Below are 12,205 nucleotides of genomic sequence, written 5' to 3' on the forward strand. Positions count from 1 at the left end.
TGACCACTCAGAAAGAGGAGGGATGATATGCCAACACCGCTCGAATCAGGGCGTCAAACGCCAAAGATCAAGCCGCTCAATGACCGTAAGAAGCAGTTGAGTCAGAATGCCATCGAAAACCGTCGACGTCTCAAAAATCGCTTTTTCCTGTGTCTGACCGTCTTTTTGCTCATCTTTTCCCTCATGGGGTGGTCATACATGGAAAAACGGCAATTGATCGCAGAACAAAAACAATCGTTCCAAGTAGCCGAACAGGAGCAGGCAAAAGCAAAAAAAGAGACGGCTCGTCTAAAAGAAGAAATCAGTCGTCTCAATGATAAAGAATACGTGGCGAACTTAGCTCGGAGCGAGTTGCTCTATTCGAAAAAAGGGGAAACGATTTTCTACTTTTCACCTGAAGACTAATTGAAGGTTGCCGATTGATTGAAAAAAGAATGAATCACTCGTATAATAAGAAACGAATCAACTAAAAAGGAGCAATACAATTTATGTCGATTGAAGTAGGCAGCAAAGTGCAAGGGAAAGTAACAGGCATCACGAATTTCGGAGCGTTCGTTGAGTTACCAACAGGGAAAACTGGTCTTGTTCACATCAGTGAAGTGGCAGATTCTTATGTTAAGGACATCAATGATGTGTTAACGGTTGGTCAAGAAATCACCGTTAAAGTCTTAAGTGTTGAAAACGATGGTAAGATTGGTCTTTCCATCAAAAAAGCCGTCGATCGTCCAGAAGGTGAACGCCCACGTCCAGCACGTCAGTTCGATCGTGGACCACGTCCAGCGGGACAAGATCGCGGACCACGTTCGTTCGATAACAAAGGACCACGTGGAGGCGGTAATCGTGGAGGCTTCAACAAAGGTGGCCGTAACACACCACCACCGCGCAAAGAACAATCGTTCGATACGTTGATGTCTAGTTTCCTGAAAGATAGTGAAGATCGTCTTGCTACATTGAAACGTCAAACGGATTCAAAACGTGGCGGGCGCGGCGCAAAACGTCAATAACTTGCTGACCTGTTCTTTATAAGAATAGAGATGGAATGACGCTGTTCATTCCATCTTTTATTTTTTTGAAATTATTTTTATAAAAAGCGTTGACTTTCATTTGACCTGCCCGTATTATAGAAAATGTGCTTAAGACGCACGAGTTAAAAATATGGCGGTGTAGCTCAGCTGGCTAGAGCGTACGGTTCATACCCGTGAGGTCGTGGGTTCGACTCCCTCCGCCGCTACCATATTTTTTTGGCCCGTTGGTCAAGCGGTTAAGACACCGCCCTTTCACGGCGGTAACACGGGTTCGAATCCCGTACGGGTCATTCTCAAAAAGCTATCTCTATTATATAGAGATAGCTTTTTTTAGGTTTTAATAGAAAGGGGTGAAGTCGTCATGGAAAATGTACCGTTCGAACCGCTCCTAGTCGGAGTGTCTGGGGGATGTGACTCAATGGTACTCGTGGATCGGTTGTACCGAGAAGGGTATGACATTGCAATTGCGCATGTGCATCATGGATTACGAAAAGCTTCCGACGAAGAAGCACGTTTTATCAAAGACTGGGCAACTACTCGCAAGATTTCGTTTTTCATGACGCGCTTAGACTGGACAGGACGAACGAGCTCGCAGGCAGCTTGTCGAGAAGCACGGTATTCGTTTTTTGAACGCATCATGGAAGAAACAGGACGCTCGCGTCTTGTTCTCGCGCATCATCAGGATGATCAAATCGAAACGCTACTGATTCAGCTCGTTCGAGGAGAAGCGCAAGTTGATGGCATTCCTGTCATCCGTCCGTTTGGTAACGGCTGGTTACACCGACCGTTACTACATGAATCGAAGCAAGCATTACTCGATTATGCATGGCAACATGAGGTACCGTGGCGAGAGGATGCATCAAATGCAGAAACGACCTATCTACGAAATCAAATCCGACATACGATTCTTCCCCCGTTAAAAGACATTCGTCCAGGTTTTGAACAGGCAACAGCTGCTGCGGCACATGCGCGTCAGCACATCATGCGTGAGCAGGCGACATTCGTCGCCACCTATCTCGATCGATGCAAAGAGGAGAACGGAATTCCCATCGCACGTATTTTAGAATTGCCGACGGATTTACAACGGCTCGTCTTGCCGACGTTAACGGGTGAAACCTTTTCTTCCGAAACGATTCGTCACTTTGTTACATGGCTTCGGGTGGATAAGGGCTCGGACGAAGTGTATTATGGAAACTGGAGGATGCGACGTGCATATGGCTTTTTGATGCAAGATCGTGTGATGCGGTCAATGAATGACGATTTACCGTTTCAAGTAGGGGAGAATTTGGGAACGTATCATTATGGTGAACAAATGGTTCGCTTCTCAATTGGAACACACGGTATCCCACTGGACGCGATTGCGTTTCCGTTGACGGTACGTCCGCCATGTCCGGGAGATCGGATTCAGCTTGCTGTTGGTTCGAAAAAAGTCAGTCGAATTCTAATTGATGCGAAGGTTCCACGTTATCTCCGGGAACAGGTGCCGGTCGTCGTCGATGCAAATGGAGTGATTTTAGCCGTCATTGGACATCGAATTGCAATATTCGGGTCATTTGAACTCCTCGCAAAATCTTATTTAATGATAGAATGGTAATGTAGTGTTTATTATGGAGGAGGAATACCTAGCATGACCTTGATGAACGATATGGAAAAAGTACTGATTTCAGAAGAAGAGATCCAAAATAAAGTGGGCGAACTCGCCGGCGAACTGACAGCGGATTATCACGATCGTTTTCCGTTGCTTGTGTGTGTCTTAAAAGGCGCCATGCCTTTCATGTCCGACCTTGTCAAAAAGATGGATATGCACCTTGAAATGGACTTCATGGACGTTTCAACGTATCACGGTGGGACAACATCAACAGGTGAAGTCAAGATTGAAAAAGATTTGAACACATCGGTAGAAGGACGCGACATCTTGATTGTCGAAGATATCATTGACAGCGGATTGACGCTTGGTTACCTCGTAGACCTCTTCAAGTACCGGAAAGCGAAGTCCGTTAAAATCGTGACATTGCTCGACAAACCGACGGGACGGAAGAATGACTTGCAAGCAGATTACAGCGGCTTCGTTATTCCACACGAATTCGTTGTCGGCTATGGTCTCGATTACGAAGAGAAGTACCGTAACCTTCCGTACGTAGGTGTCTTGAAACCTGCAGTCTACGGCGGCTAATTATTTTTAATCTCGTCTGTCCCATGATAAGATGAAACCAATTACAAAGCGCGCCCTGTCGCGCCAGGATTCGTATTCATCCACTAGAAAAACGAGATGGATGCGGAGAGGAGGCATAAGATGAACCGAGCAGTGAAGAATACCCTCGTGTTTGGGGTCATTTTTCTAGCTTTGATCTTGTTTCTGCAATACTTGCAGAGTCCAGTGAACAAAAGCAAAGAAATCAATTACACACAGTTTGTCGAGTCTGTTGAAAAAGGTGAAATCAAGACGGCTACCTTCCAATATGAAGGGCAGACGTATAATGTGACAGGAGATTTGCGTGAAAAAGATTCGACGTATGAGACGGTCGTACCGGCTGTTGATACGGAATTGACGGATCTCTACACGCAACTCAGAAGCCAAGGAGTCAAAATGGACTTTAAGGCAGCAGAAACGAATGGTGGTTGGATCGCGTTGCTAACGACGATCGTTCCATTCATCATCATCTTCATCCTCTTCTTCTTCTTGATTAATCAAGCGCAAGGTGGCGGTGGTGGCGGTCGCGTCATGAACTTCGGTAAATCGAAGGCACGCCTCTATGATACAGAGAAGAAAAAGATTACGTTTGACGATGTAGCCGGTGCAGACGAAGAGAAACAAGAACTCGTCGAAGTCGTCGAATTCTTAAAAGATCCACGTAAATTCGCGAAGCTCGGCGCCCGTATTCCAAAAGGGGTCCTCCTCGTAGGTCCTCCAGGTACAGGTAAAACGTTGCTCGCACGTGCCGCAGCTGGTGAAGCTGGCGTACCATTCTTCTCGATTTCAGGTTCTGACTTCGTTGAGATGTTCGTCGGTGTCGGGGCATCACGTGTCCGTGACTTGTTCGAAAACGCGAAGAAAAATGCACCATGTATCATCTTCATCGATGAAATCGATGCTGTCGGTCGTCAACGGGGCGCAGGTCTCGGTGGTGGACACGATGAGCGTGAGCAGACATTGAACCAACTTCTCGTTGAGATGGATGGATTCAGTGAAAACGAAGGTATCATCATGATCGCAGCAACGAACCGTGCTGATATTCTCGACCCTGCGTTACTCCGTCCAGGTCGTTTTGACCGTCAAATCACGGTTGACCGTCCAGATGTTGTCGGTCGTGAAGCAGTCTTGAAAGTTCACGCACGGAACAAACCGCTTGATTCGACAGTTGATTTGAAAGCCATCGCGCAACGAACACCTGGATTCTCAGGTGCGGATCTTGAAAACCTTCTGAACGAAGCAGCACTTGTTGCGGCTCGATCAGACCGTGATAAAGTTTCGATCGTTGATCTCGAAGAAGCGATTGACCGTGTTATCGCTGGACCAGCGAAGAAGAGCCGGATTATCTCGCCGAAAGAGAAAAAGATTGTCGCATGGCACGAAGCAGGACATACGATTATCGGTGTCACGCTCGACGATGCGGATGAAGTACACAAAGTAACAATCGTTCCTCGCGGTAACGCAGGTGGATATGTCGTCATGTTGCCAAAAGAAGATCGTTACTTCATGACGAAGCCGGAACTCGAAGACAAGATTACTGGATTGCTCGGTGGTCGTGTTGCAGAGGACATCGTCTTCGGAGAAGTCTCGACTGGGGCAAGCAATGACTTCCAGCGTGCAACAGGTCTTGCACGGAAAATGGTCATGGAGTTCGGGATGAGTGAAAAACTCGGACCACTTCAATTCGGATCTGGTCAAAGCGGTAACGTCTTCCTCGGTCGTGATTTCCAAAACGAACAGAACTACTCGGATGCGATTGCACACGAGATCGATACGGAAATCCAAGCGATCATCAACCGCTGTTACCAAAAAGCGAAAGATATCCTGACTGAGAAACGCGATCAGCTCGACTTGATTGCAACGACGTTGCTTGAAGTTGAAACACTCGATCAAAAACAAATTCACCATCTTTTAGAGACAGGCGAATACAAAAAACATGAACCAGAAGCAACGACTCCAAAAGCAGAAGAGAAAGCACCGGAATCAACAGATGTAACTGTTGATCAACCGACAGAGTCTCCAACGCAAATGGGTTCAGTCGTTGACGAAGGAAAAAATGTAGATACGGACACACCAGATACGCCGCGCCGCGACGATCAAGTGTAAGCCGAAGAGAACGGATTCGATGATTATCGAATCCGTTCTTTTTTGTTGCAGAACGAGCGAATACACATCTGTAGGTGTGTCTATACGAGCATGGTATAATCACAACGTATATCATTCCTATCGTGCAGAATTGGAATGAAGAGAAGAATGAAAATCGAGAAGAAGCGGGGAAATAAGCAAATGATTTTAGTCATCGATGTCGGAAATACGAATATCGTCTTAGGTGTCTATCAAGGACAAGAGTTGATTGAGCATTGGCGGATTGCGACAGACCGGACACGTACGACGGACGAATACGGTATGCTCGTCAAGGCGTTGTTCCGCGACGCAGAGCTAAACGTGGAAGAAGTTGAGGGAATCGTGTTATCATCTGTCGTACCCCCCGTCGTGTTTCCACTCGAAAACATGTGTGTGCGTTACTTCAAACGTCGTCCATTCTTGATTGGACCAGGAATTAAGACAGGACTTGATTTAAAAGTCGACAATCCACGTGAAGTGGGAGCCGATCGAATCGTTAATGCAGTAGCGGCGACGGCGAAATACGAGGGACCGATGATCATCGTCGATTTTGGAACAGCAACGACGTATTGTTACATCGATGCACAAAAACGGTATTACGGTGGCATCATCTCACCAGGTGTGATGGTTGCGACCGAGGCACTCTATAATAAGGCAGCAAAATTACCACGAATCGAAATTGCGAAGCCACAGTCAGCGATTGGACGGAATACGATCCATGCGATGCAGTCGGGAACGTATTTCGGATACGTGGCGCAGGTAGACGGACTCGTCCACCGGATGAAAGACGAAATGGGTGAAGCGAAGGTCATTGCGACCGGCGGCTTAGCCCGATTAATTAGCGAGGAATCCACGATGATTGAAGTCGTCGATCCATTCTTGACGTTAGATGGATTACGGATTATCTACGAACGAAATAAGTGAGGGAATCAAGATGAAACGTGAAGAATTATTAGCACAATTAAAAGATGACTATTTAGTACGGGCGTTAGGCTTCAACGGTGAAGTCCGTGCGTTTGCAATCCGTTCGACAAAAACGGTCTATGAAGCACAACTCCGCCACCAAACGACACCTGTCGTCACAGCAGCACTCGGTCGCACACTGACGATCGGTGCGATGATGGGAACGATGCAAAAAGGAGATACACGTGTCACGCTGAAAGTGGAAGGTGATGGACCAATCGGGAAAATCATCGTCGATGCGGACGCAAAAGGTGTCGTTCGTGGATACGTCAGTCGTCCACGTGTCGAGATGGATACGTACGTCAATGCAGACGGTCTGACGAAATTAAAAGTCGGTGAAGCAGTCGGTCGCGGAAACATCTCTGTCATTAAAGACCTCGGACTACGTGACTTCGTCGGTGGTCAGTCACCGATTCAAACAGGTGAGATCAGTGAAGACTTCACGTATTACTTCGCAGTATCGGAACAAAGCCCATCAGTCGTCGGCGCAGGTGTACTAGTTTATCCGGAAGACGAATCGGTCATCGCAGCAGGCGGATTGATCGTTCAGTTGATGCCAGGTGCATCGGAAGAGACGATTTCAGCGCTTGAAAAACGTGTTGCAGCGCTTAAACCAATCTCGATTCTCGTTGGTGAAGAAAAAACACCAGAAGAGATGCTCGAACTCGTTCTCGGTGACTATGAGCACCTCGACACGATCCCGGTCTCATTCGAATGTACGTGTGACCGTGAAAAGTTAGCGACAGCAATCATCGCACTCGGTCCAGATGAGATCCAAGCAATGATTGATGAAGATGGCGGCGCGGAAGCTGTTTGTCACTTCTGTTCAGAGCATTATCACTATGATGTTCCAGAATTAGAGGAACTTCGCGAAAAATCACTCGAAAGAGCATAAGAGGGATCTGATATGGGGAATGTACAACCTAAGTACTTGTGGATGTTGATCTTCATCTTAATGTTGACGAATTTCATGACCGGTGCTTACGCCTTCATGGGTGAGCTCCCGAAAGTCGATTCTCCTAAAATCGTTCAGGATAGTATCGGTGGTCCGCTTGAGGATGTCGTTGCTGAAGTCGGTGATGAAAAGATCACGCGAGCGATGGTTTATCAGACGATGCGGACGGAGCAGGAGAAGCAGACGATTGATCGGTTGATTCAAGAAGCGGTCGAACGCCAGACGAAAGATGGAAAAAAGCCGGAAGTCAAACGCTTTGATTGACAGATTTCATCCAATCCGCTGATAATTAGTCTATCGGATTACTTGGAATTCAAGCGGTTCACTAATGAGGAGGAATGGTCATGCGTATTGCGAATTCAGTACTAGATTTAGTCGGTCGAACGCCGATCGTCAAGTTACATCATCTAACGGGTTCTGAGGATGCAGATGTTTATCTGAAACTGGAGTACATGAATCCTGGGTCAAGCGTAAAAGACCGGATTGCCTTATCAATGATCGAGGCAGCGGAAGAAGCGGGTCAACTCAAAGAAGGCGACACGATCATCGAGCCGACGAGTGGTAACACAGGAATTGGGCTTGCGATGGTTGCTTCGGCGAAAGGATATCGCGCCATCCTCGTTATGCCTGAAACGATGAGCATGGAGCGGCGGACGTTGCTTCGCGCCTATGGTGCAGAATTGATTCTGACACCAGGTCCTGAAGGAATGAAGGGTGCGATTGCTCGCGCGACAGCGGAAGCGGAAGAGCACGGTTACTTCATGCCACAACAGTTCAATAACGGTGCCAATCCAGTCGTCCACGAAAAAACGACAGGTCCTGAAATCGTCGAAGCGTTCGAAGGCATGCAACTTGATGCATTCATCGCAGGTATTGGAACAGGTGGAACAATCACGGGTGCTGGGAAAGTGTTACGCGATGCTTTCAAAGGAATCGAAATCATTGCCGTCGAACCAACGGATTCACCAGTCTTATCTGGTGGTAAACCAGGACCGCATAAATTGCAGGGAATCGGTGCTGGGTTCGTACCGTCGATTCTCGATACAGACATTTATGATGGTGTCGAGCAAATCACGACGGAAGAAGCATTCGATCACGCACGTCGAGCAGCGAAGACGAACGGTATCTTAGGTGGTATCTCGTCAGGTGCTGCGATTGCGGCAGCGCTCAAGACAGCAAAACGCCTTGGAAAAGGAAAAAATGTCCTCGCGATCATTCCTTCGAACGGTGAGCGGTACTTAAGTACACCACTGTATCAAGTCGAGGAAGAAGCAGATCAATCAAAATAATCAACAGCACGTACACGGAAGTCATTCGGCTTCCGTGTACTTTTTTGCGTATAATGAGAGCAGAATAGTGTGAAGTGGGGGACGCGCATGCGACAGACGAAATATAAAGCAGTACCATGGACAAAAGAGCAATTCTATAATCGCTACGTGGAGCAGACGACCGGAGCAACCGGGCACGTTTGGCTTGAAAGTGGTCGGATCGGACGCTATACGATGGCCGCCATCCGTCCTGTCGGATATATTCGTACGAAGGACGGGATAACGACGATCGAGACAGAGGGAAAAGTCGAAACATCGACTGCGAATCCATTTGATGTCCTCGAACAGCTCCGAGTCGAACGTGAATCTGTTCGACCTGTCGGCATGCCACCGTTCTTTGGTGGATTTGCCGGATACGTCAGTTATGATGCCGTCCGTTATTTAGAGAAGTTACCTGTTCAGGCAGTAGACGATCTTCAGACGCCGGATTTATCATTCTACTGGTACGATGAAGTCGCTGTGTTTGATGAGGAGACAAAGCAATTGTTCATTGCCGTGACACGTGACACAGCAGAAGAAGCGGCGCGTGTCCTTGAAACAGAAATCGCGCGTTGGTGTATCGAGACAGCGACGCCTCAGTTTACAGCGACCGGTTCATCCGGTGAGCGAGAACGAGCTTTCGGACAGGAAGCGTTCATGACAGCAGCGCACCGAATTAAATCGTATATTGAGGACGGTGACGTCTTCCAAGTCAATTTGTCCGTCCGTCAACAAGAACCGCTCGGGACGACGCCGGAACATCTGTATGATGTATTACGACAGGTCAATCCTTCACCCTATATGGGTTACTTTGCTGACGAGGATTTAACACTCGTGTCGGCATCGCCAGAATTGCTTGTCGAAAAAATCGGTGACGATCTGTCGACGCGTCCGATTGCGGGAACACGTCCGCGAGGGAAGGATGAAGCAGAGGACTTACGGCTTGCGAAAACTTTACTCGATAACGAAAAAGAACGAGCGGAGCATGTCATGCTCGTTGATTTAGAGCGGAACGATTTAGGGCGTGTCAGTCGTTATGGTACAGTTCATGTCGATGAGCTAATGGTGATCGAGAAATACTCCCATGTTCAGCACATCGTATCGAACGTCAGAGGACAAGTGGCGCCGGAACATTCCGGAAGTCAAGTGCTCGCTGCAATGTTCCCAGGTGGAACGATCACCGGAGCACCAAAAATTCGGACGATGGAAATCATCGAGGAACTAGAACCGGTCCGACGCGGCATCTATACTGGATCGCTTGGCTTCATCAGCTGGGCAGATGATGTCATCTTCAACATCTTGATTCGGACACTCGTTGCAAAAGACGGGATGGCATATGTCCAAGCAGGTGCTGGAGTCGTCACGGATTCCGATGCGGCACGTGAATACGAGGAGTCACTTAGTAAAGCAAAAGCATTATGGGTAACAAAAGAAACGGCGGAGGGAACACGATGATTGTACTGATTGATAACTATGATTCATTTACGTATAACTTAGTCCAGTATTTCGGTGAACTCGGACAAGACATTCGTGTGTTTCGCAACGACGCGATTACACTTGAAGAAATCGAAGCGTTACGTCCGGATCACCTCGTCATCTCGCCCGGTCCGTGTACACCGAATGAAGCAGGGATTAGTTTAGAAGCGATTGCTTACTTTGCTGGGAAGGTACCGATTTTAGGAGTCTGCTTAGGTCATCAAGCGATCGGACAAGTATTTGGTGGGAAAGTCATTCGAGCGAAGGAATTAATGCACGGGAAAGTCTCATCGCTTACGCATGACGGACAAGGGATGTTTGAACAAATCCCGCAAGCAACACCGGTGACACGTTATCATTCACTCGTCATTGAACGCGAGACGTTTCCGGAAGTGCTCGAAGTAACAGCAGTAGCAGGTGGAGAGATCATGGCACTTCGTCACCGGACGTTACCGATTCACGGTGTGCAGTTCCATCCAGAAGCGATTTTGACGCGAGACGGCAAACAGATGTTAAAAAATTTCTTGGAGTTGACGCATTATGTATCTCTGGCATGACGGAACCATTAAACGAGAAGAAGAGGTAAGAATCTCACCACTCGATCACGGATACGTCTACGGGATGGGTGTATTTGAGACGTTTCGGACCTATAGCGGACATCCGTTTTTATTCGATGATCATATCGAACGCTTACGGATGAGTTGTATTGCGCTCGGGATCCAACTAGCATATGACCGGGAAGCGTTGCGGCAAGCGATCCAAGATTTATATGAAGCATATGATGCGAACGATTTATACATTCGCTTGAACGTCTCGGCTGGTCCGCGTGAGATTGGGTTATCAATTGATCCTTACGACACGCCGACTGTCTTAATCTATGCAAAACCGATCGCTCCACGAAAGCGGGCAGAACGTGCACTCGAAACGATTCGTTTGCCACGGAGTACGCCGGAGACGACATATCGTCTGAAGTCACATCATTACATGAATAATTTAGTAGCGAAACGTCAACTGTTCAATCCAGAAGCGGAAGGGCTGTTCTTAACGAAAGAAGGTCATGTGTGCGAGGGGATTACATCCAATATCTTTTGGCGTTACGGGAGCACATGGTATACGTCACCGCTTGAGACCGGAGCACTGAACGGGATTACGCGTCAGTTTTTGATGCAACATCTACCGGTCGAGGAACGTCTAGCTTATTTACCGCAACTCGAAGAAGCAGATGAGATCATCTATACGAACTCTGTTCAGGAAGCGGTCGCGATCTCGTCACTCGATGGGCGCCCCTTCCCCGGAATAAATGGAACAGGATATGCGCAGATCATGGAACTGTTTGATCAATCCGTTGAACATGTGACAACAAGGAGGAAACAACAATGACCTACATCATGGGTATTTTAAATGTAACACCGGACTCCTTCTCTGATGGTGGACAATATGTTGACGTCGAGCAAGCGGTGCGCCAAGCACGCCAGTTAGTCGCGGATGGAGCGGATGCGATCGATGTCGGTGGAGAATCGACGCGTCCGGGTGCGGCGTTCGTATCGGTCGAAGAAGAACTCGCACGTGTCATACCAGTGATCAAGCGCATCAAACGGGAATTGAATGTGCTCGTTTCGATTGATACGTATAAACCCGTCGTCGCGGAAGCCGCTATTGAAGCAGGAGCAGATATCATCAATGATGTCTGGGGCTCGAAGTGGGGTGATCGTTCGATGGTCGACGTGGCAGCGCGACATCGTGTTCCAATCATTTTGATGCATAACCGGGAGACGGCGCATGGACCGGATATGCTCGCGGAAGTCCGAGCTGACCTTGAGGAGTCGATCCGATTGGCGAAACAGGCAAATGTCGCGGAAGAACATATTTGGCTCGATCCGGGAATTGGTTTCATGAAGACGCACGAAGAGAACTTGTATTTGATGCGTCACCTGTCGATCGTAACGGACTTTGGTTATCCGGTTTTACTCGGCACATCCCGTAAATCGATGATCGGACTTGCACTTGGACTACCGACGGAAGAACGACTAGAAGGAACGATCGCGACGGTCTGTTATGGCATTCAACAAGGATGCGACTGGATGCGTGTGCATGACGTGAAAGAAGTCAAACGGGCAGCGCAGATGATGGACATCATGTTGGCAGCGACGAAGGGGGAATAACG

General features: G+C 48.0%; 13 protein-coding genes and 2 tRNA genes. All 15 read left to right on the forward strand.

Annotated elements, in window-relative coordinates:
* Positions 1 to 27: 27 nt before the first annotated feature.
* The 15 genes from K6T22_RS00370 (at position 28) to folP (ending at position 12,203) form a co-directional block, all read left to right on the forward strand.
* On the forward strand, positions 28 to 405 hold the full coding sequence (locus K6T22_RS00370) for an FtsB family cell division protein (RefSeq protein WP_238238369.1): 378 nt from the start codon (positions 28 to 30) through the stop codon (positions 403 to 405).
* Positions 406 to 488: 83 nt separating this feature from the next.
* Positions 489 to 1,004 (forward strand): S1 domain-containing RNA-binding protein, encoded by a 516-nt coding sequence (locus K6T22_RS00375; protein ID WP_035413250.1) that lies wholly within the window; start codon positions 489 to 491, stop codon positions 1,002 to 1,004.
* A 153-nt stretch (positions 1,005 to 1,157) separates the two neighbouring features.
* A tRNA-Met gene (locus tag K6T22_RS00380) sits at positions 1,158 to 1,234 on the forward strand.
* 9 nt (positions 1,235 to 1,243) lie between these two features.
* Positions 1,244 to 1,315, forward strand: a tRNA-Glu gene (locus tag K6T22_RS00385).
* Positions 1,316 to 1,386: 71 nt separating this feature from the next.
* Entirely contained in the window at positions 1,387 to 2,619 is a 1,233-nt protein-coding gene (tilS, locus tag K6T22_RS00390; protein ID WP_238238370.1) for a tRNA lysidine(34) synthetase TilS, read from the forward strand.
* A gap of 33 nt (positions 2,620 to 2,652) precedes the next feature.
* A complete protein-coding gene (gene hpt, locus K6T22_RS00395) occupies positions 2,653 to 3,198 on the forward strand; it encodes a hypoxanthine phosphoribosyltransferase (protein ID WP_238238371.1) in 546 nt (181 codons plus the stop codon).
* A 120-nt stretch (positions 3,199 to 3,318) separates the two neighbouring features.
* Positions 3,319 to 5,322, forward strand: coding sequence for an ATP-dependent zinc metalloprotease FtsH (ftsH, locus tag K6T22_RS00400; RefSeq protein ID WP_238238373.1), 2,004 nt, complete (start codon positions 3,319 to 3,321; stop codon positions 5,320 to 5,322).
* 180 nt (positions 5,323 to 5,502) lie between these two features.
* A complete protein-coding gene (locus K6T22_RS00405; RefSeq protein WP_053454605.1) occupies positions 5,503 to 6,264 on the forward strand; it encodes a type III pantothenate kinase in 762 nt (253 codons plus the stop codon).
* Between the two features lie 10 nt (positions 6,265 to 6,274).
* Positions 6,275 to 7,198 (forward strand): Hsp33 family molecular chaperone HslO, encoded by a 924-nt coding sequence (hslO, locus tag K6T22_RS00410; protein ID WP_053454595.1) that lies wholly within the window; start codon positions 6,275 to 6,277, stop codon positions 7,196 to 7,198.
* Positions 7,199 to 7,210: 12 nt separating this feature from the next.
* Positions 7,211 to 7,522 (forward strand): SurA N-terminal domain-containing protein, encoded by a 312-nt coding sequence (locus K6T22_RS00415; protein WP_023466564.1) that lies wholly within the window; start codon positions 7,211 to 7,213, stop codon positions 7,520 to 7,522.
* 80 nt (positions 7,523 to 7,602) lie between these two features.
* Complete coding sequence (cysK, locus tag K6T22_RS00420; RefSeq protein ID WP_238238374.1) at positions 7,603 to 8,547, forward strand: cysteine synthase A; 945 nt, start codon at positions 7,603 to 7,605, stop codon at positions 8,545 to 8,547.
* A gap of 87 nt (positions 8,548 to 8,634) precedes the next feature.
* The gene (locus tag K6T22_RS00425) at positions 8,635 to 10,020 is read left to right on the forward strand and encodes an anthranilate synthase component I family protein (RefSeq protein ID WP_238238376.1); all 1,386 of its coding nucleotides are present in this window, start codon (positions 8,635 to 8,637) and stop codon (positions 10,018 to 10,020) included.
* On the forward strand, positions 10,017 to 10,598 hold the full coding sequence (locus K6T22_RS00430; RefSeq protein WP_238238377.1) for an anthranilate synthase component II: 582 nt from the start codon (positions 10,017 to 10,019) through the stop codon (positions 10,596 to 10,598). The genes K6T22_RS00425 and K6T22_RS00430 overlap by 4 nt, the downstream gene beginning before the upstream one ends.
* Positions 10,582 to 11,421: an aminotransferase class IV gene (locus K6T22_RS00435; protein WP_238238379.1), complete on the forward strand. Its 840-nt coding sequence runs from the start codon at positions 10,582 to 10,584 to the stop codon at positions 11,419 to 11,421. Before K6T22_RS00430 ends, K6T22_RS00435 begins: the two co-directional genes overlap by 17 nt.
* Positions 11,418 to 12,203, forward strand: a complete 786-nt coding sequence (gene folP, locus K6T22_RS00440) for a dihydropteroate synthase (protein WP_238238381.1) — start codon at positions 11,418 to 11,420, stop codon at positions 12,201 to 12,203. The genes K6T22_RS00435 and folP overlap by 4 nt, the downstream gene beginning before the upstream one ends.
* Positions 12,204 to 12,205: the final 2 nt, after the last annotated feature.

The organism is Exiguobacterium acetylicum (assembly GCF_022170825.1).
GTDB classification, from domain to species: Bacteria; Bacillota; Bacilli; order Exiguobacteriales; family Exiguobacteriaceae; genus Exiguobacterium_A; species Exiguobacterium_A acetylicum_B.

Excerpts from the sequence above, each read along its gene's own strand:
- K6T22_RS00370 (WP_238238369.1), top strand. The coding sequence starts at position 28 with ATGCCAACACCGCTCGAATCAGGGCGTCAAACGCCAAAGATCAAGCCG.
- K6T22_RS00375 (WP_035413250.1), top strand. The coding sequence starts at position 489 with ATGTCGATTGAAGTAGGCAGCAAAGTGCAAGGGAAAGTAACAGGCATC.
- tilS (WP_238238370.1), top strand. The coding sequence starts at position 1,387 with ATGGAAAATGTACCGTTCGAACCGCTCCTAGTCGGAGTGTCTGGGGGA.
- hpt (WP_238238371.1), top strand. The coding sequence starts at position 2,653 with ATGACCTTGATGAACGATATGGAAAAAGTACTGATTTCAGAAGAAGAG.
- ftsH (WP_238238373.1), top strand. The coding sequence starts at position 3,319 with ATGAACCGAGCAGTGAAGAATACCCTCGTGTTTGGGGTCATTTTTCTA.
- K6T22_RS00405 (WP_053454605.1), top strand. The coding sequence starts at position 5,503 with ATGATTTTAGTCATCGATGTCGGAAATACGAATATCGTCTTAGGTGTC.
- hslO (WP_053454595.1), top strand. The coding sequence starts at position 6,275 with ATGAAACGTGAAGAATTATTAGCACAATTAAAAGATGACTATTTAGTA.
- K6T22_RS00415 (WP_023466564.1), top strand. The coding sequence starts at position 7,211 with ATGGGGAATGTACAACCTAAGTACTTGTGGATGTTGATCTTCATCTTA.
- cysK (WP_238238374.1), top strand. The coding sequence starts at position 7,603 with ATGCGTATTGCGAATTCAGTACTAGATTTAGTCGGTCGAACGCCGATC.
- K6T22_RS00425 (WP_238238376.1), top strand. The coding sequence starts at position 8,635 with ATGCGACAGACGAAATATAAAGCAGTACCATGGACAAAAGAGCAATTC.
- K6T22_RS00430 (WP_238238377.1), top strand. The coding sequence starts at position 10,017 with ATGATTGTACTGATTGATAACTATGATTCATTTACGTATAACTTAGTC.
- K6T22_RS00435 (WP_238238379.1), top strand. The coding sequence starts at position 10,582 with ATGTATCTCTGGCATGACGGAACCATTAAACGAGAAGAAGAGGTAAGA.
- folP (WP_238238381.1), top strand. The coding sequence starts at position 11,418 with ATGACCTACATCATGGGTATTTTAAATGTAACACCGGACTCCTTCTCT.